Below are 26,887 nucleotides of genomic sequence, written 5' to 3' on the forward strand. Positions count from 1 at the left end.
ACGCGATGAAGCTGAAGAAGCTCGGACAGATCTTCGATCCGACGCACCACACCCTGCCGAACGGCTGCGTCCAGTTCGCGCAGTCGCCGCAGGCCCTCGTGTTCGAGGATTTCGTGCGCATCTATTTCTCGACCCGCGCAGTGGACGAGGCCAACGGCAAGTACCTGAGCCACATCGCCTTTGTCGACATGCGCAAGAACCTGCGCGAGATCATCCGGGTCTCCGACAAGACCGTCATTCCGCTCGGCGGCCTGGGCTGCTTCGACGAGCACGGCATCTTCCCGATGAACGTGCTGCGCCATGGCGATCGGATCTACGGCTACACCTGCGGCTGGAGCCGGCGGGTGTCGGTGTCGGTCGACACCGGCATCGGCCTGGCCGTGAGCCGCGACGACGGCCTGACCTTCCAGCGCCTGGGCGAGGGGCCGGTGCTCGGGGCCTCCCTGCACGAGCCTTGCCTGGTCGGCGACGGCTTCGTGAAGGTGATCGGCGGGCGCTTTCACATGTGGTACATCTTCGGCACGGGCTGGCAGCGGCTCGCGCCCGGCGCCACGCCGGAGCGAACCTACAAGATCGGACACGCGGTCTCGGCGGACGGCATCCATTGGGCCAAGGAAGAGGCGCGGCAGATCATCGACGATCGCCTGGGCGCGGATGAAAGCCAGGCGCTGCCGACCGTGGTCGAGATCGGCGGGCGCCACCACATGTTCTTCTGCTATCGGGAGTCCTTCGACTTCCGCAAGACCCAGGGCCGGGGCTACCGCATCGGGCATGCCTGGTCCGACGACCTGAGCCAGTGGACGCGCGACGACGACTGTGCCTTGCCCGAGGCCAGCCCGGGCGACTGGGACTTCGAGATGCAGTGCTACCCGCATGCGTTCGAGTGCGACGGCAGTTTCTACCTGCTCTACAACGGCAACGCGTTCGGCCGCCGCGGCTTCGGCCTGGCGGAGATCGAGCCATGAGCGCGCCGGCGACAACCATCCGCGTGAACCGGGCCTCCGAGGCCCAGATCGCGGAGCACCTGCGGCGCTGCGACGCCGCCTTCGTGCCGCCGCTGGGCGAGCGGGTCGACATCGGCAGCTACGCCCGCAAACTGGCATCGCAGGCCGAGCGCTTCGAGGCCTGGGCGGCCGGCGTGCTGGTCGGCCTGGTCGCGGTCTATTGCAGCGACGCCGGGCGCCGGGCGGCCTTCATCACGAATGTCAGCGTGCTGCAGGAACGGCAGGGGCAGGGGATTGCATCGCGGCTGCTGGAGCGGGGCATCGGCCACGCGAAGGCGCTGGGCTTCGAGCGGCTGGCACTGGAGGTCGATCGCGGCAACGCCGGCGCGATCCATCTGTACGAGAAGGCGGGATTCAGGGTCGCCGAGGGGGACGGGCGCTCGCTGGCCATGCACCTCGCGACCGACCAAGGGCAACCATGAGCAGCAAGCAACGCGACTACGACCTCGAGATACGAGACACTGCCGACCACCAGTACGCCTACGGGTTCGACTTCGACGTCATGCACCCGTACATGATCCGGTCGTTCGAGCCCTTCTTCCGACAAGGCAGCCTGCTGGAACTGGGGAGCTTCAAGGGTGACTTCACCCGACGCTTCCTGCCGTACTTCGACGATGTGACCTGCGTCGAGGCCTCCGGCGTCGCCGTCGAGGCGGCCCGGCGCAAGCTGGGCGACAAGGTGCGCTTCGTGCATTCGCGCTTCGAAACCGCGAGCCTGCCGAGGCGCTTCGACAACATCGTCCTGACCCACGTGCTGGAGCACATCGACGATCCGGTGGGGCTGCTTCGGCGCATCAACGACGACTGGCTGGCCGAGGGCGGACGCCTGTTCCTGGTCTGCCCCAACGCCAACGCGCCGTCGCGCCAGATCGCCGTCAAGATGGGCTTGATCACGCACAACGCCGCCGTGACGCCGGCCGAGGCCGAACACGGCCATCTGCGCACCTACGCGCTGGACACGCTGGAGCGGGATGCCGCGGTGGCCGGCCTGAAGGTGGTGCACCGCTCGGGCATCTTCTTCAAGGCGCTGGCGAACTTCCAGTGGGACCAGCTGCTGTCGACGCCGATCATCTCCAAGGCATACCTGGAGGGCTGCTATCAGCTCGGGCAGCAGTATCCGGATCTTTGCGCCAGCGTGTTCCTGATGTGCGAGGCGGGGCGTCGGGAGGCATAGCGCTGCGTCTGGAGCCTGCTGGCACCGTCAGCCGGACAAGCGCCCGAGCTGAGGGAATTCTGTACGGCGTACGTCGGTCGTCGACGCCGTTGCGAGGGTCGAAAGCAAAAAAGCCCGCCGTCTTTCGACAGCGGGCTTTTTCACGTTTGGTGCCGGAGAGATGAATCGAACACCCGACCTTCTCATTACGAATGAGCTGCTCTACCGACTGAGCTACACCGGCTAAGCCTTCGATTATAGCGGATTGTGATAGCCAGTCAGCCGCTCGACCTCGTTTTTCGACCCCAACACAACAGCCACGCGCTCATGCAGCTTGGTCGGCTGCAGGTCCATGATGCGCTGGCGCCCGTTGGTCGACGCGCCGCCGGCCTGCTCGACCAGCCAGCTCATCGGGTTGGCCTCGTACATCAGGCGCAGCTTGCCGGCCTTCTCGGGTTCGCGCTTGTCCCAGGGGTACATGAAGACGCCGCCGCGCATCAGGATGCGGTGCACGTCGGCCACCATGCTGGCGATCCAGCGCATGTTGAAGTCCTTGCCGCGCGGTCCTTCCTTGCCGGCCAGGCATTCGTCGATGTAGCGCTTCACCGGGGCGTCCCAGTGGCGCATGTTGCTCATGTTGATCGCGAATTCCTTGGTGTCGGCCGGGATCTGGATGTCCTCCTGCGTCAGCATGAAGGAGCCTTGCTCGCGGTCGAGCGTGAACATGGCGACGCCGGCGCCCACGGTCAGCACCAGCGTGGTCTGCGGGCCGTAGATGCAGTAGCCGGCCGCCACCTGCTTGCTGCCCGCCTGCAGGAAGTCGGCCTCCTGCACGCCGGGCGTGTCGTCGGACTTCTTCAGCACGCTGAAGATGGTGCCGATGCTGACGTTGACGTCGATGTTGCTCGAGCCGTCGAGCGGGTCGAACAGCAGCAGGTATTCGCCCTGCGGGTAGCGGTTGGGCACCACGTGGATGCTCTCCATCTCCTCGCTGGCCATGGCGGCCAGGTGGCCGCCCCATTCGTTGGCCTCGATCAGCACCTCGTTGGCGATGATGTCGAGCTTCTTCTGGATCTCGCCCTGCACGTTCTCGCTCTCGGCCGTGCCGAGCACGCCGCCGAGCGCACCCTTGTTGACGGCCTGGCTGATGCTCTTGCAGGCGCGTGCCACCACTTCGAGCAGCAGGCGCAGCTGGCCGGGGATCAGGCCGTCGGCGCGTTGCTGCTCGACCAGGTAGCGGGTGAGGGATATCTTGGATTGGGCCATGGAGTTCGGGTCCTTGCGGGTTCAGTCAGATCGACAGCGCGCGGGTGACCACCTCGTGCGTGTCCTTGCTCAGGTCGGGGCGCGCAGCGACGCGGGCGATCGCCTCGCGGGCGGCGCTGCGGTAGGGCTCGGCCAGCTTGCTCCAGCGGTCGAGCGCGCGCGCCAGGCGGGCCGCGACCTGCGGGTTGATGGCGTCGAGCTCGATCACGCGGTCGCTCCAGAACACGTAGCCGGCCGCGTCGGGGCGGTGCAGGGCGCCGGGGTTGGCGCTGCAGTAGCTGAAGATCACGCTGCGCGCGCGGTTCGGGTTCTTGATCGAGAAGTCCGGGTGCTTCATGAGCTGCTTGACCAGCGGCAGGATGTCGCCGCCGCGGTCCGGCGCGCCGGCCTGCAGCGAGAACCACTTGTCGATCACCAGCGCCTCGTTCTTGAAGATCTCGTGGAAGCGCGCCAGCGCCTGCGCCGCCAGCGCATGGCCCGACGACACCAGCGCGTTGAGCGCATTGAAGCGGTCGGTCATGTTGCCCGCGTCCTTGAAGCGCTGCAGCGTCTTGCCCGGCCACACGCTGTCGCCCGAGGCCCGCGCCGCCAGGCACAGGTGGGTGAGGGCGATGCCCGCCAGCGCCCGGCGGCCCGAGGAGACCGGGTCGGGCGTGTAGGCGCCGGTGTCGCGGTTCTGCTCGTAGGCCTGCTCCCAGTCGGCGAACAGCGCGGTTGCGAGCTGCGACCGCATGGCTTCGCGCACCGCGTGCACGCGCTGCGGATCGACCACTTCGAGCTGCTCCGCGATGTAGGTCTCGGAGGGCAGCGTGAGCACCAGTTCCTTGAAGGCGGCGTCGAGCTGCGGATGGCGCAGCACGCTGCGCATCGCGTCGACGAAGGCCTGGTCCAGCGGCTGCTCGCCGGCCACGGCGGGCTCGGTGATCGCGCGGATGGCCGCCCGCAGCGCCAGGCGCTGGCCGGCTTCCCAGCGGTTGAAGGGGTCGGGGTCGTTGGCCAGCAGGGTGAGCAGTTGGGCGTCCGAGTAGGCGTAGTCGAGGATCACCGGCGCGCTGAAGCCGCGCAGGATCGAGGGCACGGGCTCGGCGTCGAGGCCGACGAAGGTGTACTGCTCGCCGGCGCGCGTGAGCACCAGCGTGCGGGTGCCCGGCGTGCCCTCGGCCTCGCCTTCGAGCTGCACCGGCAGTTCGCGGCCGTCGGCGCCCAGCAGGCCCAGGTTGACCGGGATCACGAACGGTTCCTTGGTCGCCTGGCCCGGTGTGGGCGCGCAGCTCTGCACGAAGCTCAGGGTGTAGCTGCGCGATGCCGAGTCGTACACCCCGTGGGCCGCGAGGCGCGGCGTGCCGGCCTGGCTGTACCAGCGCTTGAACTGCGGCAGCAGGCGCGCCAGCTCGGTGTCGGGGTTGGCGTCGGCGATGGCCTGGGCGAAGTCGTCGCAGGTCACGGCCTGCCCGTCATGGCGCTCGAAGTACAGCGTGATGCCGCGCTCGAAGCCCTTGCGGCCGACCAGCGTCTGCATCATGCGCACCACCTCGGCACCCTTCTCGTAGATGGTGACGGTGTAGAAGTTGCTGATCTCGATGTAGCTGTCGGGCCGCACCGGGTGCGCCATCGGGCCGGCATCTTCCGGGAACTGGGCGGTGCGCAGCACGCGCACGTCCTCGATGCGCTTGACGGCGCGCGCGGAAGGCTCGGCGCACAGGTCCTGGCTGAACTCCTGGTCTCGGAAGACCGTCAGGCCTTCTTTGAGCGACAGCTGGAACCAGTCGCGGCAGGTGACGCGGTCGCCGCTCCAGTTGTGGAAGTACTCGTGGCCGACCACGCTTTCGATGTTGCCGTAGTCGGCATCGGTAGCGGTGGCCTGGTTGGCGAGAACGTACTTCGTGTTGAAGATGTTCAGGCCCTTGTTCTCCATCGCGCCCATGTTGAAGTCGCTGGTGGCGACGATCATGAAGCGGTCGAGGTCGAGCGGCAGGCCGAAGCGGGCCTCGTCCCACAGCACCGAGTTGATCAGCGAGTTCATCGCATGCTCGGTCTTGTCGAGGTCGCCGGCGCGCACGTAGACCTGCAGCAGGTGTTCGCGGCCGTTGCGGGCCTTGATGTGCTGTTCGCGCGCCACCAGCTTGCCCGCGACCAGCGCGAACAGGTAGCTGGGCTTGCGGAAGGGGTCGACCCACTTCGCGAAGTGGCGGCCCTCGGGCAGGTCGCCCTGCTCGACCAGGTTGCCGTTCGACAGCAGCACCGGGTAGGCGGCCTTGGTGGCTCGCAGCGTCACGGTGTAGCTGGCCATCACGTCCGGGCGGTCGAGGAAGTAGGTGATGCGGCGGAAGCCCTCGGCCTCGCACTGCGTGAAGAAGGTGTCCTCGCTCACGAACAGGCCCATGAGCTTGGTGTTCTTGATCGGGCAGCAGGTGGTGAAGATCTCCAGCTCGAAGGCGTCGGGCAGGCTGTCGATCACCAGCTGGTCGGCCTCCATGCGGAACGACGCACCCTGGCCGTCGACCAGCACGCGGGCCAGGTTCAGCTCGTCGCCGTCGAGGCGCAGCGGCTCGGGCGCGACCTCGGGGTTGCGGCGCAGCCGCATGCGGTTGAGCACCCGGGTCTTGGCCGGATCGAGGTCGAAGGTCAGCTCGACCGTGTCGATCCAGTAGGCCGGCGCGCTGTAGTCCTCGCGGCGGATCGCGATCGGTTGGCCTTGGGCATCACGCAGCAGCATCGAGTGTCTCCAGGAAGTTTGAGTTGGCTAGTTCGTTGTAGTCACGCACGGCCGCGATCACGTGCGGCCCCGCGAGTTCGCTGGCGCTGTGGGTGGTGCAGACCGCCACCGCCAGCATGCCGCCGCGGCGGGCGGCCTCGATGCCGAAGGGCGCATCCTCGAACACGATGCAGCGCGACGGCGCGACGCCGATGCGGCGTGCGGCCTCGAGGAAGATCGCCGGCTGGGGCTTGCCGGGCAGGCCCTCGTCGCCGCCGACGATCGCCAGCGGTGCCGGATCGGGCCGCAGGTGGGACATCGTGAAGGCGATGTTGTGCCGGTCGCCCGCGGTGCCGACCGCGACCTTCAGCCCGCGCGCGACCGCGGCCCGGTTGAAGGCGCCGAAGCCCGGCACTTCGCGGAACTGGGCGCCGAAGAGCTCGCGGTAGATCGACTCCTTGTGGTGGGTGATCTCGGCGCTTTCGGCCTCGCTCACCTCGCGGCCCATGAGCTCGCAGGCGCACTCGAAGGCCGTGCGGCCGGTGGTCTGGCGCATGAACTTCGGGATGTCGATCTCGACCCCGTGGCGCAAGCCGTACTCGATCCATGCCTTGGCGTGCCAGGGCATGGAATCGACCATGGTGCCGTCCATGTCGAAGATCAGGGCTTCCACCTTGCGGGCCTGCATCAGACGCCCTGCTTCAGCGAAGCTTCGATGAAGGCATCGAGATCCCCGTCGAGCACCTTCTGCGTCGCCGAGATCTCGACGTTGGTGCGCAGGTCCTTGATGCGGCTGTTGTCCAGCACGTAGCTGCGGATCTGGTGGCCCCAGCCGACGTCGGTCTTGCTGTCTTCCAGCTTCTGCTGCTCTTCCTGGCGCTTGCGCATCTCGTGGTCGTACAGGCGCGAGCGCAGCCGCTTCCAGGCCACGTCGCGGTTGCTGTGCTGGCTGCGGCCGTCCTGGCACTGCACCACGATGCCGGTCGGGATGTGCGTGAGCCGCACCGCCGAATCGGTCTTGTTGATGTGCTGGCCGCCGGCGCCGCTGGCGCGGAAGGTGTCGGTGCGCACGTCCGACGGATTGATGTCGATCTCGATCGAGTCGTCGATCTCCGGGTAGACGAAGATGCTCGCGAAACTGGTGTGGCGCCCGCCCGAGGAGTCGAAGGGCGACTTGCGCACCAGCCGGTGCACGCCGGTCTCGGTGCGCAGCAGGCCGAAGGCGTAGTCGCCCTCGACCTTGATGGTCGCGCCCTTGATGCCCGCGGTGTCGCCCGGGGTCTCGTCCTCGATCTGGGTCTTGAAACCCTTGCGCTCGGCGTACTTCAGGTACTGGCGCAGCAGCATGCTGGCCCAGTCGCAGGCCTCGGTGCCGCCGGCGCCGGCCTGGATGTCGACGAAGGCGTTCAGCGGATCGGCCGGGTTGTTGAACATCCGGCGGAACTCGAGCTGCTTGATGTCGGCCTCGAGCTTGGCGGCGTCATCAGCGATGGCCTGCAGGCCGTCCATGTCGCCGTCTTCCTTCGACATCTCGAACAGTTCGGTGTTGTCCGACAGGCCGCTGGTGAGCCGGTCGAGCGTGACCACGACGTCGTCGAGCGCCTTCTTCTCTTTGCCCAGCTCCTGGGCCTTCTTGGGGTCGTTCCAGACGTTCGGGTCTTCGAGCGACGCGTTGACCGTCCTCAGTCGTTCAGCTTTGGCATCGTAGTCAAAGATACCTCCGTAAATCGACCGTGCGGGCGCTCAGGTCCGCGAGAGTTGCGCCGATTTGGTTGATTTGCTCTGCATCCATGGGGTGTCCTGACGGTGTTCGGGGGAAACCGCGTATTTTCTCATGCCCGGCATGGCCGGGTCCGGGGCAGGGGGGAGCGCGCTCAGGCGGCGGTGAATTCCTCGATCAGCCGGGCCACGGCGGCCGGCTGGTCGTGGTGCAGCATGTGGCCGGCGTCCTCGACCCGGGCGATGCGGGCGTCGGGCACGCTTTTCAGGCGCTCGTGGTACTCGTCCAGCGTGTAGCGGCCCTTCCACCACTGGCCCAGGCTGTCGTCCGAGGCCTCGACCGCCAGCAGCGGCGCCCGGATGGCGGCATACAGCGCCAGCATCTCGTCGACCCGGAACAGGTTGGCGTTGATGATCTTGTGGGCCGGGTCGCCGAGGATCTCCCAGCGCTGCTCGCCCCCGGCCGCCGGCCGCGCGGCCGACCAGTGGGCGGCCAGCCAGTCGGCCTTGTCCTGGCCGAGGCGCGGGTTGGTCTTCATGAGCCGGCGCGCCACGCCGTCGACCGCCGGGTAGCCGGCCAGCGCCATTTCGCCGCGGTGCAGGCGCTTGAGTTCGTCGATCCACTTGCCGAAGCGCTCCGGCGCCTGCTCGGGCTTCAGGGCCGGCATGCCGAAGCCTTCGAGGTTGACCAGACGACGCACGCGCTGCGGCCGGACGCCGGCGTACTGCATGACCGCGTTGCCGCCCATGCTGTGGCCGACCAGGTCGACCGGGGTGTCGCCGGCGTAGTGGTCCAGCAGCCAGTCGAGATCGGCGAGATAGTCCGGCATCCAGTAGTTGTCGACCGTCCCGCCGTCGGTGAGCCCGAAACCGCGCCAGTCGGCCGCGACCACGAAGCGGTCTTCGGACAGGGCGTCGACCACGAACTGCCAGGAGGCGGCGACGTCCATCCAGCCGTGCATCATGACCAGCGGCGGACGGGCGGCCGAGGGCTGGCCCCAGAGGCGCACGTGGTAGTTCAGGTGGCGGACCGGGACGAATTCGCTGCGGGAGGGGCGGAGGGCTTGGTACATCGAATCCGATGATAAGGACCCCGGGCGGGCGGCGCAGTCGACTGCAAGACAGGCGTTGCATCCACCCTGTAGCATTTCGGCCATGCAAAAAATCCAACTCGGTCAGAGCGACCTCCATGTCACGCCGATCTGCCTCGGCACCATGACCTTCGGCGAGCAGGTGGACGAGCCCACCGCCCACGCGATCCTCGATCGTTCCCTGGAACGCGGCGTCGACTTCATCGACACCGCCGAGATGTACGCGGTGCCGGCGCGCAAGGAAACCTTCGGCGCCACCGAAACCATCATCGGGAACTGGTTCGCCAAGAACCCGGGGGCGCGCCAGAAGCTGGTGCTGGCCACCAAGGTCGCGGGCCCGTCGCGCGGCATGCCCTGGGTGCGCGAGGGCAGCGGGATGACGCCGGCCGACATCGCCGCCTCCTGCGAGGCCAGCCTGAAGCGGCTCAAGACCGACGTCATCGACCTCTATCAGATCCACTGGCCCGAGCGCCATGTGCCGGCCTTCGGCCAGCTCTACTACGACCCGAAGCGCGAGACCTCGACCACCCCGATCCACGACCAGCTCGAAGCGCTGGGCAAGCTGGTCCAGGCCGGCAAGGTGCGCGCCATCGGCCTGTCGAACGAGACGCCCTACGGCGTGCACGAATTCGTGCGGCTGGCCGAGCAGCACGGCCTGCCGCGGGTGGCGACGGTGCAGAACGTCTATTGCCTGATCAGCCGCGCGGCCGAGAACGGGCTCGACGAGACCATGCACCGCCTGGGCGTGTCGCTGCTGGCCTATTCGCCGCTGGCCTTCGGCCTGCTGACCGGCAAGTACGACCTGGGCGGCACCGAGGGTCCGGACGCCCCCAAGGGCGCTCGCATCTCGAGCTACGAATCGGTGCGCAAGCAGCGCTGGGGCCGCCCCGATGCATTGAAGGCGGCGCGCCGCTACAACGCGCTGGCGCGCGAGCACGGCCTCACGCCGGCGCAGATGGCGCTGGCCTTCTGCTACACCAAGTGGCAGGTCGCGAGCACCATCATCGGCGTCACCTCGGTGGCCCAGCTGAACGAAGACCTGGACGCCTGGGGCACCACGCTGTCGCCCGAGCTGCTGGGCGAGATCGACAAGATTCGGTGGGAAATGCGCGACCCCGCCTCCTGAGACCTTGCGGGACAGACCAAGAAACTGCGCAGCAGTTTTTGCGCTGTCCTCAACTGACTGAAGACCGTGGCCAAGAAGACGCACGTTTCCGAAACGCCCGCCACCCAGCTGCTGCGGGCGAACGGCATCGCCTTCACCGAGCACCCCTACGAGTACCTCGAGCACGGCGGCGCCCAGCACAGCGCCGAGGTGCTCGGCCTCGACCCCTTCACGGTGGTCAAGACGCTGGTGATGCAAGACCAGGACGCCAAGCCGCTGATCGTGCTGATGCACGGCAACCGCACGGTCTCGACCAAGAACCTGGCGCGCCAGATCGGCGCCAAGTCGGTCGAGCCCTGCAAGCCCGAGGTCGCGAACCGCCACAGCGGCTACCTGGTCGGCGGCACCTCGCCCTTCGGCACGCGGCGCGCGATGCCGGTCTACATCGAGTCGACCATCCTCGACTTGCCGCGCATCGCGATCAACGGCGGTCGGCGCGGGTATCTCGTGGGCATCGACCCGCAGGTGTGCCTGAAGCTGCTCGGCGCCCAGCCGGTGCAGTGCGCGCTGGCAGAATAGCCGGCTGCCTCGAACGGAGGCGCCCGGAGAAACCGTGAGTTCCTACATCCCCTCGTTGATCGCGATCGTCCTGTCCTACCTGGTCGGCTCGCTCTCGTTTGCCGTCATCGTCAGCAAGTCACTCGGCATGGCCGACCCGCGCAGCTATGGCAGCAAGAACCCGGGCGCGACCAACGTGCTGCGCTCGGGCAACAAGGGCGCCGCGTTGGCGACCCTGCTGCTCGACGCGCTGAAGGGCTGGCTGCCGGTGTTCCTGATCCATCGCTTCGGCGCCGACCTGGGCCTGGGCGCGGGCACCGCGGCGGTGGCCGGCCTGGCGGCCTTCCTCGGCCACCTCTACCCGGTGTTCTTCGGTTTCCAGGGCGGCAAGGGGGTGGCGACCGCCGCCGGTGCGCTGGTCGGCATCGAGCCGCTGCTGGGCCTGGCGACCGGCGTTACCTGGCTGATCATCGCGGTCTTCTTCCGCTACTCGTCGCTGGCTTCCATCGTGGCCGCCTTCTTCGCGCCGGCCTACTACCTGATCGGCGGCCAGATCGCCTGGCCGCTCGACCTCGCGGTGCTTCTGGTGCTGGTGTCGATCAGCCTGCTGCTGGTGTGGCGCCACCGGGAGAACATCCGCCGCCTGGCGGCCGGCACCGAGTCCAGGCTCGGTTCGAAAAAGAAATAGCAACAAGGACACATCCCATGGCAACCCTCCAGCGCTTTCACGTCGGCCCGCGGCTCAGCGAGACCGCGGTCCACAACGACACGGTCTACCTTGCGGGCCAGGTGGCCGACGACCTGTCGCAGGACATCCGCGGCCAGACCGCGCAGGTGCTGGCGATGGTCGACCGCCTGCTGGCCGAGGCCGGCAGCGACAAGTCGCGCCTCCTGATGGTGCAGATCTTTCTTTCGGACATCACCGACATCGTCGCGATGAACGAGGTCTGGGACGCCTGGATCCCGGCGGGAAACACGCCGCCGCGCGCCACGGTGCAGGCCGCGATGGCCAAGCAGGGCTACAAGATCGAAATCGTGGTGACGGCGGCTGTGAGCTGAGCCCAACCTGGGGCGGGCTCAGAACCGTTTCTCGAGCACCATCTGGTCGGCATCGCGCCGCATCGAGAAGCGGTTGATGAAGCTGTTGCCCAGCAAGACGTAGGGCATGGGCTGCTGCGAGACGATGGCGTCGACGTCGTAGACCTCGACGTCGCCGACCCGCACCGAAGCGAGCTTCACCCGAAAGCCTTGCGACACGCCGTTGGCCGTGTTCATGCGCACCGGCTGGCCCTTGCTGAAATCGAGCCCGATGCGCTGCGCGTCGGCGGCCGACAGCGCGATGGTGGTGGCGCCCGTGTCGAGCATGAAATTGACGGTCCGGCCGTTGATGGCGCCCTGGGCCATGAAGTGCCCGCCGCTCGACGCCGGCAGCACGATGCGGGTGCCGCCGCCCGAGGACCCGCCGCCGCCGATGCTCACCGGCGTGTCCATGCGCAGCCCGACCCGCTTGCCCTCGGCCTCGACCGTGGCCTGCTCGCCCTGCAGCGAGACCAGCTTGACGCCCTGGAAGGTCTCGCCGACGGCCAGGGTCTTCGGTGCGCCGCCGTTCACGATCAGGATCGCGCGGCTGCCGATGGTGCCGGTCAGCGTGACCGACTGGGCCTGCGCCAGGGCGCAGGCTGCCGCGAACAGGAGCACGAGCAGCGGCTTTTTCATGGGGATGGAATCAGTCTCTGAAGTTGTTGAAGCTCAGCGGCATGTCGGGCACATCTTTCTTGATGAGCGCCATTGCCGCCTGCAGGTCGTCGCGCTTGGCGCCCGTGACGCGCACCGCGTCGCCCTGGATCGAGGCCTGCACCTTGAGCTTGCTGTCCTTGATCAGGCGCTGGATCTTCTTGGAGGTCTCGGTTTCGATGCCGCTCTTGACCTTGATGACCTGCTTGACCTTGTCGCCGCCGATCTTCTGGACGTCACCCTTGTCGAGGAAGCGGACGTCGACGCTGCGCTTGGTCAGCTTGGCGCGCAGGATGTCTTCCACCTGCACCAGCTGGAACTCGGCGTCGCCGATCATGGTGATTTCCTTGTCCTTGAGCTCGACCGAGGCGGCCGTGCCCTTGAAGTCGAAGCGGGTGCCGATTTCTTTCGCGGTGTTCTCGACCGCATTCTTGACCTCGGGCAAGTTGGGTTCACAAACGGTGTCGAAGGACGGCATGGATGAAAGGCTCCGGCAGCAACAAAAAAGAAGGAAAGGGGGCCGCGCGCGGGTCCGCGCGGTGTGCGAATGCGACAATTCTCCCATGATCGTGGAGCACAACGTACCGCTGCAGCAGCACAACAGCTTCGGCATCGTCGCGCGCGCCCAGCATCTGGTGCGCATTACCGGCGAGGCTGATGTCGCGGCGCTGCTGGCCGACGCGCAGTGGCGCGATGCGCCCAAGTTCGTGCTCGGCGGCGGCAGCAACATCGTGCTGACCGGCGACGTCAAGCCGCTGGTGCTGAAGGTCGAAATCAAGGGCCTGCGGCTGGTCGAGGAGACGCCCCGGGCCTGGATCGTCGAGGCCGGCGCCGGCGAGGTCTGGCACGACACGGTGCGCTGGACGCTCGATCAGGGCTTCCCGGGCCTCGAGAACCTGGCGCTGATTCCCGGCACGGTCGGCGGCTCGCCGGTGCAGAACATCGGCGCCTACGGCGTCGAGCTGCAGGACCGCTTCGAGTCGCTCGACGCCATCGACCTGCAGACCGGCCGCGCCTTCACCCTCGATGCCGCCCAGTGCGCCTTCGGCTACCGCGACTCGGTCTTCAAGCACGCGGCCAGCGGCGGCAACGATTTCGGCCTGGCGGGCCGGGCGCTGATCACGCGGGTGCGCTTCCGGCTGCCCAAGCCCTGGAAGCCGGTGCTGGGCTACCTGGACCTCGAGCGCAAGATGGACGAGACCGGCAATTTCCAGCCCGAGGCGATCGAGATCTTCGACTGGATCTGCGCCATCCGCCGCGCCAAGCTGCCCGACTGGCGAGTGCTCGGCAATGCCGGCAGCTTCTTCAAGAACCCGACCGTGACGCCCGAGCAGTGCGCCGACATCATCGCCCGCGATCCGAAGATCGTGCACTACCCGATGGCCGACGGCAGCATCAAGCTGGCGGCCGGCTGGCTGATCGATGCCTGCGGCTGGAAGGGCAAGTCGGTCGGCAATGCCGGCGTCTACGAGCGGCAGGCGCTGGTGCTGGTCAACCGCGGCGGCAGCGCCAACCCGGTCACCGGCGGCGAGGTGATGACGCTGGCCAAGGCGATCCAGACCAGCGTCTACGAGCGTTTCGGCATCCGGCTGGAGCCGGAACCGGTCGTGGTCTGACGACCGCGACCGCCCCGACTCACTTCGTTTCGTCGTTCTTCAGTTGGGGCAGGGACGCGCCCTGCGTCGACGACAGCAGCCCGGTCTGGGTGTAGATCGCCAGCTTGGCGCGGGTGTCGACGATGTCCAGGTTGCGCATCGTCAGCTGGCCGATGCGGTCCAGCGGGCTGAACGGCGCGTCCTCGACCTTTTCCATGGACAGGCGCTCGGGCGCATAGGTCAGGTTGGGGCTTTCGGTGTTGAGGATCGAGTAGTCGTTGCCGCGGCGCAGCTCGACCGTGACCTCGCCCGTGACCGCGCGCGCCACCCAGCGCTGGGCGGTCTCGCGCAGCATGATGGCCTGCGGGTCGAACCAGCGGCCCTGGTAGAGCAGGCGGCCGAGGCGGCGGCCATGGTCGCGGTACTGCTCGATCGTGTCCTCGTTGTGGATGCCGGTCACCAGCCGCTCGTAGGCGATGAACAGCAGCGCCAGGCCGGGGGCCTCGTAGATGCCGCGGCTCTTGGCCTCGATGATGCGGTTTTCGATCTGGTCGCTCATGCCCAGGCCGTGGCGGCCGCCGATGCGGTTGGCTTCGAGGATCAGGTCCACGAGGCTGGCGTACTCGATGCCGTTGAGGGCGACCGGACGGCCTTCCTCGAAGCGGACGCGGACCTCTTCGCGCTTGACCTCGACTTCGTCCTTCCAGAAGGCGACGCCCATGATCGGCTGCACGATCTTCATGCCGCTGTTCAGGAACTCGAGGTCCTTGGCCTCGTGCGTGGCCCCCAGCATGTTCGAGTCGGTCGAATAGGCCTTCTCGGTCGACATCTTGTAGGCGAAGCCGGCCTTCTGCATGAACTCCGACATCTCCTTGCGGCCGCCGAGTTCGTCGATGAAGGTCTGGTCGAGCCAGGGTTTGTAGATCTTCAGCGCCGGGTTGGTCAGCAGGCCGTAGCGGTAGAAGCGCTCGATGTCGTTGCCCTTGAAGGTGCTGCCGTCGCCCCAGATGTGGACGTCGTCTTCCTTCATGGCCGACACCAGCATGGTGCCGGTGACCGCGCGGCCCAGCGGCGTGGTGTTGAAGTAGGTCAGGCCGGCCGTCGTGACGTGGAAGGCGCCGGCCTGCAGCGCGGCGATGCCTTCGGCGGCCAGTTGGGTGCGGCAGTCGACCAGGCGCGCCTTCTCGGCGCCGTAGAGCATCGCCTTGCGCGGGATCTCGTCGTAGTCGGGCTCGTCGGGCTGGCCGAGGTTGGCGGTGTAGGCGTAGGGGATCGCGCCCTTGTTGCGCATCCAGTGCAGCGCGGCGCTGGTGTCGAGGCCGCCGGAGAAGGCGATGCCGACCTTCTGGCCGGCGGGAACGTTCTGGAGGATGGTGGAGGACATGCGCTGGGTTCCGTTCAGCCGAAGTGGCAGATGTAGCTGTAGGGCTCGCCGCTGACGCGGATCTGGAAGCTGGAGTTGCCCGGCACGCTGAACTTCTGGCCGGCGCCCGAGGCCACCCATTCGCTGCTGCCCGCGAGCAGGTACTCGCACTGGCCGCCGGCGCCTTCCATGGTTTCCGGCGCGCCGGTGTTGAAGGTCAGGGTCGACGGCAGGATCACGCCGACCGACTTCTTGCTGCCGTCGGCGAGCGTGAGATTGTGGCTCACGCATTTGCCGTCGAAGTACACGTTGGCCTTGGTCGAGACCGTGGCGCTCAGGAGGGATTCGGTAGTGCTCATGGGTAGAAGGGCCTGGCATTGCCTGCGTTGCGGCAAGCAAAAGGCGCGTTCCGAGGAAACGCGCCCGGGTGGGTTGGCAAAGCCGTTGATTTTAGGCTGGCCGGCCGGCCTTCCGGCCCGCAGCCGGGATCAGCGCCAGCGGCCGCCCCAGCCGCGCGAGTAGCCGAAGCCCAGCGAGATGCCGATCGGCGGGTAGGCATAGGCGGGTGCCGGGTAGTACGCCGGGGCCGGGTAGTACACCGGCGCGGCTGGCTGCACGTAGACCGGTGCCGGCGCATAGACCGGGGCCGCCTGGGCGTACATCGGCACCGGCGCCGGCGCGCCGCCGCCCGACACCACCAGGCCCGGTTCGGGCACGACGTTGCTCCAGTCCTGCGGTTGCTGCGCTTGCCCGTACGGCTGCGGCGCCTCGACCGGGCCGGCTGCCATCTGCGGCTGCGGCGCCACCGGCGAAGGGGTGGCGATGCCATAGGCGCTCGAATCGACCCAGATGCTGGCGCCGGGCGGGTTGCTGACGCGGGTGTTGTACTGGCGGCCTGCGTATTCGTAGGTCACGTTGTAGCGAATGACGCCGTTCGATTCGGTCACCGGCGAGCTCGTGATGACCCGTGCCTGCACCTGTTCGGCCTGGGCCAGCGTGCCGAAGCCGGCCAGCGCGGCCAGCAGCGACAGGGCGGTTGCGGTGCGTGCGGTTGTCTTGTTCATGTCAAATCTCCTGGATTCCCGGGGGGCGGGGGCGCCCTCTCCAGGGGGTTGGAGGCGTTCGGGCCTCCGGGGTTCCGACCCTTTACAAAGCGTGGCTTTTCCACTGGGTGGCGTCGAATCCGGTTGTAACGTCGCGGCCCGATCCCCAGTTGACCACCGGCCGCTTGATCAGGCTGGGGTTGGCCAGCAGCACCGCGCGGGCCGAGGCGGCGTCGACCACCGCGGCGCGGGTGGCGTCGTCCAGCCGCCGCCAGGTGGTGCCGCGGCGGTTGACCAGCGCCTCCCAGCCCGGCGCGGCCAGCCAGCGGTCGAGTTCGGCCTCCGGCACGCCGGCCTTCTTGAAGTCGTGGAAATCGTAGGCGATGCCATGGTCGTCGAGCCAGGCGCGGGCGCGCTTGACGGTGTCGCAATTCGGGATGCCGTAGAGGGTTGTCATCCGGCGATGATGCCCGCGGCGCCGGTCGGCGACAATTCCGGGCTCCATGAAAACCCTAGAAGACTGGTTGGCGCACGCCGAGCGCCTGCATCCCAAGAACATCGAGCTCGGCCTCGACCGGGTCCGCGCGGTCGCCCAGCGCCTGGGCCTGGCCTTCGACTGCCCGGTCATCACCGTGGCCGGCACCAACGGCAAGGGCTCGACCTGCGCCATGCTCGAGTCGATCCTGAGCCATGCCGGCTACCGCACCGCGGTGTTCACCTCGCCGCACCTGGTGCGTTTCGAAGAGCGGCTGCGGCTGCTCGGCGAAGCGGTCGACGCCGGCGTGCTGGCGCCGTTCTTCGAGCAGGTGGAGCAGGGGCGGGGCGAAGTCGCGCTGACCTACTTCGAATTCACCACGCTGGCGATCCTGCTGTGCATCGCCGCCAGCAAGCCGGACGTCGCGATCCTCGAAGTCGGGCTCGGCGGGCGGCTCGACGCGGTCAACATCGTCGATGCCGACTGCGCCGTCATCACCAGCATCGACCTCGACCACATGGAATTCCTCGGCAACGACCGCGAAGCCATCGGTTTCGAGAAGGCCGGCGTGATGCGCGCCGGCCGGCCGGCGATCGTCAGCGATCCGGTGCCGCCGCAGAGCGTGGTCGACCACGCCGAGGCGATCGGCGCCGACCTCTGGCGGGTCGGCCGCGACTTCAACGTGATGGGCGATCAACAGCAGTGGGGCTGGAGCGGCCGCGGCCGGCGCTACAGCGGGCTGGCCTACCCGGCGCTGCGCGGCGCCAACCAGCTGGTCAACGCGGCCGGGGTGCTGGCAGCGCTCGAGTCGCTGCGCCAGCGGCTGCCGATCACGGCCCAGGCGGTGCGCAACGGACTGGCGATGGTCGAGCTGCCGGGCCGCTTCCAGATCGTCCCGGGCGAGCCGGCGCTGGTGCTCGACGTCGCCCACAACCCGCATGCGGTGGCGGCGCTGGCCGAGAACCTCGACGCGATGGGCTTCTATCCGACCACCCATGCGGTGTTCGGCGTGATGGCCGACAAGGATCTGGCACCCATGTTCGCACGCATCGGGCCGATGATCGACCGCTGGTACTTCACCGACCTGCCGACCGCGCGGGCCGCCAAGGCCGACGACCTGATCGTGCGCTGGCAGGCCCAGAACAAGCGCCGCGACGTCTCGGCCAGCGTCCACGGCGCCCCGATGGAGGCGCTGCAGGCGGCCATCGATCGCGCGGACCCCGCTGATAGAATCGTGGTCTTCGGATCGTTCTTCACCGTGGGTGGTGTGCTCGAGCACGGAACACCCCGTCTGGGCGCCAGGCACCTGGCTCCCGGCTCCTGAAACAGCCTGATTTCCGGCGCCTCCTGCTTCCGTTTCTTCTCGTTTCAACCGCACGCTGCACCCTTCAGGAAAACGAATTTCATGGCGTTCTTCAAGTTCCGCACCCGCGGTCCTCAAGGCAACGAAGGGCGAAACACCGTCGCCGCCGCGCCGGCGGAGAGCATCGAGGCGATGCGCCGCCGGGCACGCCACCGGCTGCTGGGCGCCGCCGTCCTGGTGCTGATCGGCGTGGTGGGTTTCCCGCTGCTGTTCGACACCCAGCCACGCCCGATCTCGGTCGACATCCCGATCGACATTCCCGATCGCAACAAGGTCAAGCCGCTGGCCCTGCCGACGCCGGCGGCCACCGCCGCACCGGGCAGCGACAAGCCGGTCGCCGCGGCGCCGGCTGCCGCGAGCGCCGGCGGCATGATCACCGAGGCGGCCGACGGCAGCGAGCTCCCGTCGGGCAAGGTGGCCGCGGCGACGCCGGCCGCCGAACCCGCGCCGGAGCCCAAGCCGGCCCCCAAGGCCGAGGCCAGGCCGGAGCCCAAGCCCGAACCCAAGCCCAGGCCCGAAGCCAGGCCGGAGCCGAAGCCCGAACCCAAGCCTGAACCCAAGCCGGCGCCGAAGCCGGCCGCCGCAGACGACGCCGCCCGCGCCCGGGCGTTGCTCGAAGGCAAGCCGACCACCGTGGCGGCGGCCGCCGCCGCAGCCGCCAAGCCGGCCGACGACAACGGCCGCTTCGTGGTCCAGGTCGGCGCCTTCGCCGATGCGGACAAGGCCCGGGAAGTGCGCCAGAAGCTCGAAAAATCCGGCCTCAAGACCTACACCAGCGTCGCCAAGACCGCCGATGGCGAACGCACGCGTGTGCGTGTCGGACCCTTCGCCAGCCGTGCCGAGGCCGACCGGGCCGCGGCCAAGGTCAAGGGCTTGTCTTTGTCGGCCTCCGTCCTCAGCTTGTAGGCTCGCGCAGCGACGTGGCCACGCTCGACTGGATTGCCGTCGCGCTGCTCCTGGTGTCGATGCTGCTGGGCCTGGTGCGCGGATTGGTGTTCGAGGTGATTTCGCTGGCCGGCTGGGTGGTGGCCTTCGTGGCGGCGCAGTGGCTGGCCGAGGACGTGGGTCGCTGGCTGCCCTTCGGCGATCCGGCCGCGAGCTGGCGCTATGCGGCCGGCTTCGTGCTGGTGTTCGTCGGCGTGGCCTTCGGCGTCGGCTTGCTGGCGGCGCTCACGCGCAAGCTGGTCGCCGCCATCGGCCTGCGGCCGGTGGACCGGATCCTCGGCGGCGTGTTCGGCGTGGCGCGCGGCGCGGTGGCGATGCTCGCCGTCGCGGTGGTTGTTCATTTGCTGGCGTTGAGCGACAGTGCCTGGTGGCACGGATCGCGCAGCGCCATTGTTCTCGATGCGGCATTGCAGGGCCTGAAACCCGCCTTGCCAGATAAGTTGGCAAGCTACCTGCCCTGAGAGGATCGCTTCATGTGTGGAATCGTCGGCGTTGTCAGCAACGCGCCCGTCAATCAACTGCTCTACGACGCCTTGCTGCTGCTGCAGCACCGCGGCCAGGATGCCGCCGGCATCGTGACGCTGCTGGAGCACAAGTTCTTCATGCACAAGGCCAAGGGCATGGTGCGCGACGTCTTCCGCACCCGCAACATGCGCGGCCTGCCGGGCGACGTCGGGCTGGGGCAGGTGCGCTACCCGACCGCCGGCAACGCCTACAGCGAGGAAGAGGCCCAGCCCTTCTATGTCAACGCGCCCTTCGGCATCGTGCTGGTGCACAACGGCAACCTGACCAACGCCCATGCGCTGCGGACCGAGCTGTTCTCCACCGACCACCGCCACACCAACACCGAGAGCGACTCCGAGGTGCTGCTGAACGTGCTGGCGCACGAACTCGACCGCGCCACCCGTGGCGGCCTGCTCAATTCGGCCACCGTGTTCGAGGCGGTGCGCAACACCCAGCGCCGGCTGCGCGGCTCCTATGCGGTGGTGGCGCTGATCGCCGGCCATGGCCTGCTGGCCTTTCGCGACCCCTACGGCATCCGGCCGCTGGCCATGGGCCGCGGCGCCGACGGCACGATCATGGTGGCCAGCGAATCGGTCGCGCTCGAAGGCTCGGGCCATGTGTTCGAGCGCAACATCGCGCCCGGCGAGGCGGTCTTTGTCGACCTGCAGGGCCAGGTGCATGCCGAGCAGTGCGCCGATGCGCCGACGCTCAAACCCTGCATCTTCGAGTTCGTCTACCTGGCGCGTCCGGATTCCGTGCTCGACGGCATCTCGGTCTACCAGGCGCGGCTGAACCTGGGCGAGACGCTGGCCAAGCGCGTGGTCTCGACCGTGCCGCCGAGCGAGATCGACGTCATCATCCCGATCCCCGAATCGAGCCGGCCGAGCGCGACGCAGCTGGCCCACCTGCTGGGCGTGCCGTACCGCGAAGGCTTCGTCAAGAACCGCTACGTGGGCCGCACCTTCATCATGCCGGGGCAGGGCGTGCGCAAGAAGTCGGTGCGCCAGAAGCTCAACGTGATCGCCAGCGAGTTCAAGGGCCGGAACGTGCTGCTGGTCGACGACTCGATCGTGCGCGGCACCACCAGCCGCGAGATCGTCCAGATGGCACGCGACGCCGGTGCCCGCAAGGTCTACCTCGCGAGCGCGGCGCCGCCGGTGCGCTATCCGAATGTCTACGGCATCGACATGCCGACCAAGGACGAACTGGTCGCGCACGACCGCACGGTCGAGCAGATCCGCGAGCTGATCGGCTGCGACGCGCTGATCTACCAGGACGTCGACGCCATGAAGCGCGCCATCGGCTCGCTGAACCCGAAGCTCGACGGCTTCGATGCCTCCTGCTTCGACGGCGTGTACGTCACGGGCGACATCGACACCGAAGCCATCTCGCGCATGAACGGCAACCGGCCGCGCATCGAGGAGACCGGTGAAGACTCGTCGCGCCTGGCGCTGCCCAATCTCGCCGAGTGAAGCCGTGACCACCGATCGATCCCTGCCCCCCGGACTGCACCGCGACACGCTGGCGGTGCGCACCGCGCTCGAGCGCAGCCAGTACGGCGAGAACTCCGAGGCCCTGTTCCTCACCAGCAGCTTCGTGCAGCCCGACGCCGAGACCTCGGCGCGCCGCTTCGCCGGCACCGAAGAAGGCTTCACCTACACCCGCACCTCGAACCCGACCGTGGCCAGCTTAGAGCAGCGCCTGGCGGCGCTCGAAGGCACCGAGGCCGCGATCGGCGCCTCGAGCGGCATGGGCGCGATCCTCATGATGTGCATGGGCCTGCTGCGCGCGGGTGACCACGTCGTGTGCTCGCGCTCGGTGTTCGGCTCGACCTTGAACCTGATCGGCCGCGAGTTCGGCAAGTTCGGCGTCGAGACCACCTTCGTCTCGCAGACCGATGTGGCCGAATGGCAGGCCGCGATCCGCCCGAGCACCAAGCTGCTGTTCGCCGAGACGCCCACCAATCCGCTGACCGACGTCTGCGACATCCGCGCGCTGGCCGACCTGGCGCATGGCGCGGGCGCGCTGCTGGCGGTCGACAACTGCTTCTGCTCGCCGGCCCTGCAGCGGCCGACCGAACTCGGTGCCGACCTCGTGATCCATTCGGGGACCAAGTACCTCGAAGGGCAGGGGCGGGTGCTGGCGGGCGCCATCTGCGGCCCGTCGAAGCTGATCGACGATGTCTTCGGTCCGGTGGTGCGCACCGCCGGCATGGCGCTGTCGCCCTTCAACGCCTGGGTCGTGCTCAAGGGCCTCGAGACGCTGGGCATCCGGATGCAGGCACATTGCGCCGGTGCGCTGGCGCTGGCGCAATGGCTGGAGACGCAGCCGGGCATCGCCCGCGTGCACTACCCGGGCCTGGCCTCGCATCCGCAGCACGAACTGGCGATGCGCCAGCAGTCCGGGCTCGGCGGCGCGGTCGTTTCCTTCGACGTCCAGGGCGACGGCCCCGAAGCGGCGCGCGCCAACGCCTTCCACGTGATCGACAGCACGCGCGTGCTGAGCATCACGGCCAACCTCGGCGACACCAAGACCACCATCACCCATCCCGCCACCACCTCGCACGGGCGCCTCACCGAGGCGCAGCGGCAGGCGGCCGGCATCGGCCAGGGCCTGATCCGCGTGGCGGTGGGCCTCGACCATATCGATGACATCAAGGCCGACTTGCTGCGCGGCCTGAGCACCCTCGCATGACACAGAAGACCCGCACCCGTTTCGCACCGTCCCCGACCGGCTTCATCCATCTGGGCAACATCCGCTCGGCGCTCTATCCGTGGGCTTTCGCGCGCTCCACCGGCGGCGAGTTCATCCTGCGCATCGAGGACACCGACGTCGAGCGCTCGACCCAGGCCGCCGTCGACGTGATCCTCGAAGGCATGCAGTGGCTGGGCCTCGATCACGACGAGGGTCCGTACTACCAGATGCAGCGCATGGACCGCTACAAGGCGGTGCTGGCCGAGTTGCAGGCCGCGGACCAGGTCTACCCGTGCTACATGAGCATGGCCGAGCTCGACGCGCTGCGCGAGAAGCAGATGGCCGCGAAGGAAAAGCCGCGCTACGACGGCACCTGGCGGCCCGAGCCCGGCAAGACGCTGCCGCCGGTGCCGCAGGGCGTGCAGCCGGTGCTGCGCTTTCGCAATCCGCAGGGCGGCGCGGTGGCGTGGGACGACAAGGTCAAGGGCCGCATCGAGATCGGCAACGACGAACTCGACGATCTCGTGATCGCGCGGCCCGACGGCACGCCCACCTACAACTTCTGCGTCGTGGTCGATGACATCGACATGGCGATCACGCACGTGATCCGCGGCGATGACCACGTCAACAACACGCCGCGCCAGATCAACATCTTCCGCGCGCTCGGCAAGGAGCCGCCGGTGTATGCGCACCTGCCCACCGTGCTCAACGAGCAGGGCGAGAAGATGAGCAAGCGCAACGGCGCCAAGCCGGTGACGCAGTTCCGCGACGAGGGCTTCCTGCCCGAGGCGATGGTGAACTACCTCGCACGCCTGGGCTGGAGCCATGGCGACGACGAGATCTTCTCGCGCGCGCAGTTCGTCGAGTGGTTCAACCTCGACCACCTGGGCCGCAGCGCGGCGCAGTTCGACGAGACCAAGCTGCGCTGGGTCAACGCACAGCACCTGAAGGCGATGGCCGACGATGCGCTGGCACCGCTGGTTGCGGCGCATCTGCAGCAGCGCGGCATCGTGGCCGACGAACGCCTGCCGGCGATCTGCGGCCTCTTCAAAGACCGCTGCGACACCCTCGTCGCACTCGCGGGTTGGGCGGCTGCGTTCTATGCCGACGTGACCGTGAGCGATGCGGATCGCGAACAGCATATTTCTGCTGCTGTGCGCCCGGCAATCGCCGAACTTGCGGCTAAACTATCGGGCGTCGCTTGGGACAAGGCAGCGATCGCATCAGCCATCAAAGAGGTGCTGGTCGCGCAAGGTCTCAAGATGCCGGCATTAGCCATGCCGGTGCGGGTGCTCGTGATGGGCACGCCGCAGACGCCTTCTCTCGATTCGGTCCTCGCGCTCTTTTCTCGCGAAACTATTTTGAAGAGATTGAGAGAGGCCTGATTTTCAGGCTATAATTTGAGGCTCGACACCCAGGGGGGTATAGCTCAGCTGGGAGAGCGCTTGCATGGCATGCAAGAGGTCAGCGGTTCGATCCCGCTTACCTCCACCATCATGGTGTCGAGTTGAAGATTTTGAGTGAGTAACAAGCGCTGATCGCAGCGCGGTTCCTAAGGTTTTGACCCTATCGTCTAGAGGCCTAGGACACCACCCTTTCACGGTGGCTACCGGGGTTCGAATCCCCGTAGGGTCGCCAGTTTCACTGCAAGGTGAAGCAGGCACAAGTCGCAGCACTTGGCTCCTGTATGGAGTGAACGTTGTCTACCAGGAGTGGTAGTTCAGTTGGTTAGAATACCGGCCTGTCACGCCGGGGGTCGCGGGTTCGAGTCCCGTCCACTCCGCCAGATCGAAGCCCTTGCGAGTCAATGACTTGCAGGGGCTTTTCTCTTTGCGGCGCTGCGAGCGCATTCACAGCGTTTTCAGCCGCAACCGCCCGTCCGCGGTCTCGAAGGTATCCGCGCCGGTCCTGTTCACGCTGGCGCCCGTCGTGAGCCGGTATTCGGTTTCCGCCTGGTCCATCCGCTCACGCTCGGCGCTCGCTGCGCCGGGGTCGACCAGATCGACGTATTTCACGACGACGTGCCGCTTCCCGACCTGATCGGTGACCGAGATGCGTTCCGCCGGCGTCTTCTTCCTGCTCGGCATGGAGCCTCCTTTGCTGCAATGCAGCAATTCTGGCGGGGAAACGTGGCGCCGTGTGTAGGCAAATCGCGCGGCGCGCATCCCTAGGCGTGAGGAGGGGTGTGGGTGCAACTGTCTCGTGGTTGAAGCACAATCGCGCCATGACGTGCGTGCGCACCATCGAGGCCGTATCGGAGGCGTTGGACCGCAGTCCAGGTGCAGCGCTCGCGTATCTCAACGATGGCGTGCCGCACCGGTTCACTGCCGTCTACCGGTTCGCCGGGCCGCTGCTGCACAACGTCCTGCTGCACGACAAGGCGGGACGGATCCGGCCCGAGTTCCTGGCCGTCGTGCCGTTCAGCCGCAGCTATTGCCAGTATGTGGTCAGGGAAGCCGCCTTCCGCACCGACAACTCGCTCGCCGACCCTCGCCTGTTCGGCCACGCGCTGAGAGGCATCGTCGTTTCCTACCACAGCGTGCCCTTGCTCGACCCCGTGTCCGGCCAGCTGTGGGGGACGCTGTCCCATTTCGACATGCGCAGCCTGCCACTCGCCGACGAGGAGTTCGAACTCCTCCAGCAGGCGGCCAAGATGCTCTCGCCGGTGTTGACTGCTCTCTGACGGCGCTTCTCGCCGACTTGTTGCGCGAAGTCAAATCCGCGCCGTGCGCGGCGCGTCCAATGGAAGATCCCCGGCTACGAACCATTCGCCAAGCGGCGCCACGGTGTGCTCGAGGTGGCGATCACGCCCTGAGATGCGATTCAGCCGGCCCGCGCCATCTCGTGGTGGACCGCGAGGTGGGTCCGGTCGTCGAGCGTCGAGAAGACGAGCGCGAAGGCGATGCCCACCAACGCGCCGAGCACGGTGTCGAGGACGCGCGCCATCGGCATGCCGGCGCCGCTGGCCGGCGCCGCGAGCGAGGTCATGAGCAGGGCCATCGGCGTGACGCAGATCAGGCCGAAGACATAGTTGAAGCCGATCACCAGCTCGGTGACGAACTGCAGCACGACCACGGCCGCCAGCAATGGCCAGAACGTTGGCGGGCTCGCGAGAATCCCCCACGCCAGGGCGGCGCCGATCATGGTGCCGACCGTGCGCTGCACCGCGCGATGCATCGTGATGTGCAGGTGGCTGCCTTGCATCACGGCCGTGGCGCCGATCGCCGCCCAGGCGGGATGGGGCCAGCCGGCGGCGAGGGCCAGCAGCGCGGCACTGGCCGCGCAGAGCGCGATGCGCCCGGCTGCGATCCATTGATGCGGCAGCGGCCGGTCGCTGCCGGCGGCCGCGGGCAGCGGCACCTCGGAACGCAGCCGGTCGGTCGCGCCGCAGGCCGCCCATGCGACGGCGGCGCCCGCCATAGTGAAAAGCACGCGCGCGGCGACGGTGCGCCACGCATCCACGGGCCCGACTGCGGCGCAGGCCGCGAACACGAAGATCACTGCGCCGGGGGCGCCAAGCCGCCAGCGGTTCGTCAGCCAGGTCAGCGCGCCGGCGAGCAGCGCCAGGCAGATCAGCATCGTCGCCGGTGCCGCGCCGGCGATCGAGGCCGCCGACAGCACGCCGACCGAAGCGGCCAGCAGCAGACCGGCGAGGAAGACGACGGGCATCCGTCGGCCGGCGGGGGCGAAGCGCCCGAAGAGCGCGGCCAGCGCTCCCAGCGCGGGAAAGCCTTCCATGTGCGCCCAGGGCGACAGGTGGGTGGCGGCCACGGCGATCAGCAGCGCCAGGGAGGTCTGCATGCCGGCCACGGCGGCGTTGCGCAGCGAGGGTGGGCTCGCGACCGCGAAGCTCTCGCGCAGGCGCGCCAGTGCCAGCAGCCGGCGCAGCGATGCGCGGCGCGTGCGGACGAGGTCGAAGGCAGGAGGTGCGTGCATGGAGGGGCTCAGTTCATGGCGGCGATGCGGGCCTCGATCCGTTCGAACACGCGCAGCACGGCCTGTGCATCCTGTGCGTCGACGTCGGCCAGCAGCTCGGATTCGATGGCGTGCAATCGCTTGCGGATCGATGCCACAGTGCGTCGACCGGCGGGGGTCAGGTGGACCAGCTTCACGCGGCGGTCGACCGCGTGCGGACGCCGCTCGATCAGGTCCTGTTCGACCAGGATGTCCAGCAGGCGGACCAGGCTGGAGCCGTCGAGACCGACCGCGGCGGCCAGGTCGCTTTGCGAGATGCCGCTGCCCAGCTCGTGCAGGTGCATCAGCGGCGCCCAGGTGGCATCGCTCAGCCCGACCGCCGACAGCCGGGAGTCGAGCGCCTGACGCCAGCGCCGCGCCAGGCCGACCAGGCGGATGCCGATGCGCTGGTGCAGGTTGGCGGCGCTTTCGTCCTTCATGGGACGTATTCTATCAAAACCATTTGGATTCAAACGAAATGCCGGGGCGATGCTCGGGACATCGGCAGGAGGATCGCACCATGAAAAAAGCCCGCTCGAGGCGGGCTTTCGGGAATGTGGCCGTGGGCACTTACGCGACCCACGTTACGGCAAATGTTCACTTGCGGAAGTCACCTGTAGTTTTTC

Annotated in this window: 29 protein-coding genes and 4 tRNA genes; 18 read left to right on the forward strand and 15 right to left on the reverse strand. The window is 67.9% G+C overall.

Going from position 1 to position 26,887, the window contains the following annotated elements; all coding sequences use genetic code 11:
- Positions 1–5 precede the first annotated feature (5 nt).
- From QTI33_RS00605 to QTI33_RS00615, 3 genes are read left to right on the forward strand one after another with little or no spacing between them, the layout of a single operon-like run.
- Complete coding sequence (locus tag QTI33_RS00605) at positions 6–965, forward strand: glycoside hydrolase family protein (protein ID WP_286503754.1); 960 nt, start codon at positions 6–8, stop codon at positions 963–965.
- Entirely contained in the window at positions 962–1,426 is a 465-nt protein-coding gene (locus QTI33_RS00610; protein WP_286503755.1) for a GNAT family N-acetyltransferase, read from the forward strand. Before QTI33_RS00605 ends, QTI33_RS00610 begins: the two co-directional genes overlap by 4 nt.
- Positions 1,423–2,178 (forward strand): class I SAM-dependent methyltransferase, encoded by a 756-nt coding sequence (locus tag QTI33_RS00615; RefSeq protein WP_286503756.1) that lies wholly within the window; start codon positions 1,423–1,425, stop codon positions 2,176–2,178. Before QTI33_RS00610 ends, QTI33_RS00615 begins: the two co-directional genes overlap by 4 nt.
- A gap of 147 nt (positions 2,179–2,325) precedes the next feature.
- Here QTI33_RS00615 and QTI33_RS00620 read toward each other — a convergent pair.
- The 6 genes from QTI33_RS00620 to QTI33_RS00645 all read right to left on the reverse strand — a co-directional run bounded on the left by QTI33_RS00620 (position 2,326) and on the right by QTI33_RS00645 (position 8,910).
- Positions 2,326–2,401: transfer RNA gene (locus QTI33_RS00620), tRNA-Thr, on the reverse strand.
- Positions 2,402–2,412: 11 nt separating this feature from the next.
- Entirely contained in the window at positions 2,413–3,423 is a 1,011-nt protein-coding gene (locus QTI33_RS00625) for a class 1 fructose-bisphosphatase (RefSeq protein WP_286503757.1), read from the reverse strand.
- Between the two features lie 25 nt (positions 3,424–3,448).
- The gene (gene pepN / locus QTI33_RS00630) at positions 3,449–6,139 is read right to left on the reverse strand and encodes an aminopeptidase N (RefSeq protein ID WP_286503758.1); all 2,691 of its coding nucleotides are present in this window, start codon (positions 6,137–6,139) and stop codon (positions 3,449–3,451) included.
- Positions 6,126–6,806, reverse strand: coding sequence for an HAD family hydrolase (locus QTI33_RS00635; protein ID WP_286503759.1), 681 nt, complete (start codon positions 6,804–6,806; stop codon positions 6,126–6,128). Before QTI33_RS00635 ends, pepN begins: the two co-directional genes overlap by 14 nt.
- Positions 6,806–7,910 (reverse strand): peptide chain release factor 2 gene (gene prfB, locus QTI33_RS00640; RefSeq protein WP_286503760.1). Its coding sequence is split into 2 segments (ribosomal slippage): positions 6,806–7,828 and positions 7,830–7,910, totalling 1,104 coding nucleotides; the frame shifts between segments, so codons are not numbered across the junction. The genes QTI33_RS00635 and prfB overlap by 1 nt, the downstream gene beginning before the upstream one ends.
- An 82-nt stretch (positions 7,911–7,992) precedes the next feature.
- The gene (locus QTI33_RS00645) at positions 7,993–8,910 is read right to left on the reverse strand and encodes an alpha/beta fold hydrolase (protein WP_286503761.1); all 918 of its coding nucleotides are present in this window, start codon (positions 8,908–8,910) and stop codon (positions 7,993–7,995) included.
- An 82-nt stretch (positions 8,911–8,992) separates the two neighbouring features.
- Between QTI33_RS00645 and QTI33_RS00650 the strand changes: the two genes are divergently transcribed.
- The 4 genes from QTI33_RS00650 (at position 8,993) to QTI33_RS00665 (ending at position 11,650) form a co-directional block, all read left to right on the forward strand.
- Positions 8,993–10,054: an aldo/keto reductase gene (locus tag QTI33_RS00650; protein ID WP_286503762.1), complete on the forward strand. Its 1,062-nt coding sequence runs from the start codon at positions 8,993–8,995 to the stop codon at positions 10,052–10,054.
- 66 nt (positions 10,055–10,120) lie between these two features.
- A complete protein-coding gene (locus QTI33_RS00655) occupies positions 10,121–10,612 on the forward strand; it encodes an aminoacyl-tRNA deacylase (RefSeq protein WP_286503763.1) in 492 nt (163 codons plus the stop codon).
- Between the two features lie 34 nt (positions 10,613–10,646).
- A complete protein-coding gene (gene plsY / locus QTI33_RS00660; protein WP_286503764.1) occupies positions 10,647–11,279 on the forward strand; it encodes a glycerol-3-phosphate 1-O-acyltransferase PlsY in 633 nt (210 codons plus the stop codon).
- Between the two features lie 17 nt (positions 11,280–11,296).
- Positions 11,297–11,650, forward strand: a complete 354-nt coding sequence (locus tag QTI33_RS00665; RefSeq protein WP_286503765.1) for a RidA family protein — start codon at positions 11,297–11,299, stop codon at positions 11,648–11,650.
- A gap of 18 nt (positions 11,651–11,668) precedes the next feature.
- On the opposite strand, the gene QTI33_RS00670 is transcribed toward QTI33_RS00665, so the two are convergent.
- Both QTI33_RS00670 and QTI33_RS00675 read right to left on the reverse strand, forming a co-directional pair.
- On the reverse strand, positions 11,669–12,307 hold the full coding sequence (locus QTI33_RS00670) for a retropepsin-like aspartic protease family protein (protein ID WP_286503766.1): 639 nt from the start codon (positions 12,305–12,307) through the stop codon (positions 11,669–11,671).
- Between the two features lie 10 nt (positions 12,308–12,317).
- Positions 12,318–12,803, reverse strand: coding sequence for a YajQ family cyclic di-GMP-binding protein (locus QTI33_RS00675; RefSeq protein ID WP_286503767.1), 486 nt, complete (start codon positions 12,801–12,803; stop codon positions 12,318–12,320).
- A gap of 85 nt (positions 12,804–12,888) precedes the next feature.
- On the opposite strand from QTI33_RS00675, the gene murB reads away from it, so the two are divergent.
- Positions 12,889–13,941: a UDP-N-acetylmuramate dehydrogenase gene (murB, locus tag QTI33_RS00680; protein ID WP_286503768.1), complete on the forward strand. Its 1,053-nt coding sequence runs from the start codon at positions 12,889–12,891 to the stop codon at positions 13,939–13,941.
- A gap of 19 nt (positions 13,942–13,960) precedes the next feature.
- Here the strand turns inward: murB and argG are convergent, their stop codons facing one another.
- The 4 genes from argG to QTI33_RS00700 form a co-directional block, all read right to left on the reverse strand.
- A complete protein-coding gene (gene argG / locus QTI33_RS00685; RefSeq protein WP_286503769.1) occupies positions 13,961–15,304 on the reverse strand; it encodes an argininosuccinate synthase in 1,344 nt (447 codons plus the stop codon).
- 14 nt (positions 15,305–15,318) lie between these two features.
- The gene (ppnP, locus tag QTI33_RS00690) at positions 15,319–15,642 is read right to left on the reverse strand and encodes a pyrimidine/purine nucleoside phosphorylase (RefSeq protein ID WP_286503770.1); all 324 of its coding nucleotides are present in this window, start codon (positions 15,640–15,642) and stop codon (positions 15,319–15,321) included.
- Between the two features lie 129 nt (positions 15,643–15,771).
- The gene (locus QTI33_RS00695) at positions 15,772–16,347 is read right to left on the reverse strand and encodes a hypothetical protein (protein ID WP_286503771.1); all 576 of its coding nucleotides are present in this window, start codon (positions 16,345–16,347) and stop codon (positions 15,772–15,774) included.
- Positions 16,348–16,429: 82 nt separating this feature from the next.
- Entirely contained in the window at positions 16,430–16,783 is a 354-nt protein-coding gene (locus tag QTI33_RS00700; RefSeq protein ID WP_286503772.1) for an ArsC family reductase, read from the reverse strand.
- 46 nt (positions 16,784–16,829) lie between these two features.
- Between QTI33_RS00700 and folC the strand changes: the two genes are divergently transcribed.
- From folC to QTI33_RS00745, 9 genes are all read left to right on the forward strand, one after another.
- The gene (folC, locus tag QTI33_RS00705) at positions 16,830–18,125 is read left to right on the forward strand and encodes a bifunctional tetrahydrofolate synthase/dihydrofolate synthase (RefSeq protein ID WP_444814788.1); all 1,296 of its coding nucleotides are present in this window, start codon (positions 16,830–16,832) and stop codon (positions 18,123–18,125) included.
- A gap of 81 nt (positions 18,126–18,206) precedes the next feature.
- The gene (locus QTI33_RS00710) at positions 18,207–19,070 is read left to right on the forward strand and encodes an SPOR domain-containing protein (RefSeq protein ID WP_286503773.1); all 864 of its coding nucleotides are present in this window, start codon (positions 18,207–18,209) and stop codon (positions 19,068–19,070) included.
- A gap of 14 nt (positions 19,071–19,084) precedes the next feature.
- Positions 19,085–19,570, forward strand: coding sequence for a CvpA family protein (locus tag QTI33_RS00715; RefSeq protein ID WP_286503774.1), 486 nt, complete (start codon positions 19,085–19,087; stop codon positions 19,568–19,570).
- 12 nt (positions 19,571–19,582) lie between these two features.
- Complete coding sequence (gene purF, locus QTI33_RS00720) at positions 19,583–21,085, forward strand: amidophosphoribosyltransferase (protein WP_286503775.1); 1,503 nt, start codon at positions 19,583–19,585, stop codon at positions 21,083–21,085.
- Positions 21,086–21,089: 4 nt separating this feature from the next.
- Complete coding sequence (locus QTI33_RS00725; RefSeq protein ID WP_286503776.1) at positions 21,090–22,307, forward strand: O-succinylhomoserine sulfhydrylase; 1,218 nt, start codon at positions 21,090–21,092, stop codon at positions 22,305–22,307.
- Complete coding sequence (gene gltX, locus QTI33_RS00730) at positions 22,304–23,692, forward strand: glutamate--tRNA ligase (protein WP_286503777.1); 1,389 nt, start codon at positions 22,304–22,306, stop codon at positions 23,690–23,692. The genes QTI33_RS00725 and gltX overlap by 4 nt, the downstream gene beginning before the upstream one ends.
- A 33-nt stretch (positions 23,693–23,725) precedes the next feature.
- Positions 23,726–23,801 (forward strand) — tRNA-Ala (locus QTI33_RS00735).
- 68 nt (positions 23,802–23,869) lie between these two features.
- Positions 23,870–23,945, forward strand: a tRNA-Glu gene (locus QTI33_RS00740).
- A gap of 71 nt (positions 23,946–24,016) precedes the next feature.
- Positions 24,017–24,093 (forward strand) — tRNA-Asp (locus tag QTI33_RS00745).
- A 64-nt stretch (positions 24,094–24,157) separates the two neighbouring features.
- Here the strand turns inward: QTI33_RS00745 and QTI33_RS00750 are convergent.
- Entirely contained in the window at positions 24,158–24,394 is a 237-nt protein-coding gene (locus QTI33_RS00750) for a hypothetical protein (RefSeq protein WP_286503778.1), read from the reverse strand.
- 137 nt (positions 24,395–24,531) lie between these two features.
- On the opposite strand from QTI33_RS00750, the gene QTI33_RS00755 reads away from it, so the two are divergent.
- Positions 24,532–24,990, forward strand: a complete 459-nt coding sequence (locus tag QTI33_RS00755; protein ID WP_286503779.1) for a GAF domain-containing protein — start codon at positions 24,532–24,534, stop codon at positions 24,988–24,990.
- A gap of 140 nt (positions 24,991–25,130) precedes the next feature.
- Here the strand turns inward: QTI33_RS00755 and QTI33_RS00760 are convergent, their stop codons facing one another.
- The gene (locus QTI33_RS00760; protein ID WP_286503780.1) at positions 25,131–26,243 is read right to left on the reverse strand and encodes an FUSC family protein; all 1,113 of its coding nucleotides are present in this window, start codon (positions 26,241–26,243) and stop codon (positions 25,131–25,133) included.
- A gap of 8 nt (positions 26,244–26,251) precedes the next feature.
- Positions 26,252–26,701, reverse strand: coding sequence for a MarR family winged helix-turn-helix transcriptional regulator (locus QTI33_RS00765; protein WP_286503781.1), 450 nt, complete (start codon positions 26,699–26,701; stop codon positions 26,252–26,254).
- Positions 26,702–26,887: the final 186 nt, after the last annotated feature.

Source organism: Variovorax davisae (assembly GCF_030316845.1).
GTDB classification, from domain to species: domain Bacteria; phylum Pseudomonadota; class Gammaproteobacteria; order Burkholderiales; family Burkholderiaceae_C; genus Variovorax; species Variovorax davisae.

Coding starts and splice junctions, on each gene's coding strand:
- QTI33_RS00605 (WP_286503754.1), top strand. CDS start 6: ATGAAGCTGAAGAAGCTCGGACAGATCTTCGATCCGACGCACCACACC.
- QTI33_RS00610 (WP_286503755.1), top strand. CDS start 962: ATGAGCGCGCCGGCGACAACCATCCGCGTGAACCGGGCCTCCGAGGCC.
- QTI33_RS00615 (WP_286503756.1), top strand. CDS start 1,423: ATGAGCAGCAAGCAACGCGACTACGACCTCGAGATACGAGACACTGCC.
- QTI33_RS00625 (WP_286503757.1), bottom strand. CDS start 3,423: ATGGCCCAATCCAAGATATCCCTCACCCGCTACCTGGTCGAGCAGCAA.
- pepN (WP_286503758.1), bottom strand. CDS start 6,139: ATGCTGCTGCGTGATGCCCAAGGCCAACCGATCGCGATCCGCCGCGAG.
- QTI33_RS00635 (WP_286503759.1), bottom strand. CDS start 6,806: ATGCAGGCCCGCAAGGTGGAAGCCCTGATCTTCGACATGGACGGCACC.
- QTI33_RS00645 (WP_286503761.1), bottom strand. CDS start 8,910: ATGTACCAAGCCCTCCGCCCCTCCCGCAGCGAATTCGTCCCGGTCCGC.
- QTI33_RS00650 (WP_286503762.1), top strand. CDS start 8,993: ATGCAAAAAATCCAACTCGGTCAGAGCGACCTCCATGTCACGCCGATC.
- QTI33_RS00665 (WP_286503765.1), top strand. CDS start 11,297: ATGGCAACCCTCCAGCGCTTTCACGTCGGCCCGCGGCTCAGCGAGACC.
- QTI33_RS00670 (WP_286503766.1), bottom strand. CDS start 12,307: ATGAAAAAGCCGCTGCTCGTGCTCCTGTTCGCGGCAGCCTGCGCCCTG.
- QTI33_RS00675 (WP_286503767.1), bottom strand. CDS start 12,803: ATGCCGTCCTTCGACACCGTTTGTGAACCCAACTTGCCCGAGGTCAAG.
- murB (WP_286503768.1), top strand. CDS start 12,889: ATGATCGTGGAGCACAACGTACCGCTGCAGCAGCACAACAGCTTCGGC.
- argG (WP_286503769.1), bottom strand. CDS start 15,304: ATGTCCTCCACCATCCTCCAGAACGTTCCCGCCGGCCAGAAGGTCGGC.
- ppnP (WP_286503770.1), bottom strand. CDS start 15,642: ATGAGCACTACCGAATCCCTCCTGAGCGCCACGGTCTCGACCAAGGCC.
- QTI33_RS00695 (WP_286503771.1), bottom strand. CDS start 16,347: ATGAACAAGACAACCGCACGCACCGCAACCGCCCTGTCGCTGCTGGCC.
- QTI33_RS00700 (WP_286503772.1), bottom strand. CDS start 16,783: ATGACAACCCTCTACGGCATCCCGAATTGCGACACCGTCAAGCGCGCC.
- folC (WP_444814788.1), top strand. CDS start 16,830: ATGAAAACCCTAGAAGACTGGTTGGCGCACGCCGAGCGCCTGCATCCC.
- QTI33_RS00710 (WP_286503773.1), top strand. CDS start 18,207: ATGGCGTTCTTCAAGTTCCGCACCCGCGGTCCTCAAGGCAACGAAGGG.
- purF (WP_286503775.1), top strand. CDS start 19,583: ATGTGTGGAATCGTCGGCGTTGTCAGCAACGCGCCCGTCAATCAACTG.
- gltX (WP_286503777.1), top strand. CDS start 22,304: ATGACACAGAAGACCCGCACCCGTTTCGCACCGTCCCCGACCGGCTTC.
- QTI33_RS00750 (WP_286503778.1), bottom strand. CDS start 24,394: ATGCCGAGCAGGAAGAAGACGCCGGCGGAACGCATCTCGGTCACCGAT.
- QTI33_RS00755 (WP_286503779.1), top strand. CDS start 24,532: ATGACGTGCGTGCGCACCATCGAGGCCGTATCGGAGGCGTTGGACCGC.
- QTI33_RS00760 (WP_286503780.1), bottom strand. CDS start 26,243: ATGCACGCACCTCCTGCCTTCGACCTCGTCCGCACGCGCCGCGCATCG.
- QTI33_RS00765 (WP_286503781.1), bottom strand. CDS start 26,701: ATGAAGGACGAAAGCGCCGCCAACCTGCACCAGCGCATCGGCATCCGC.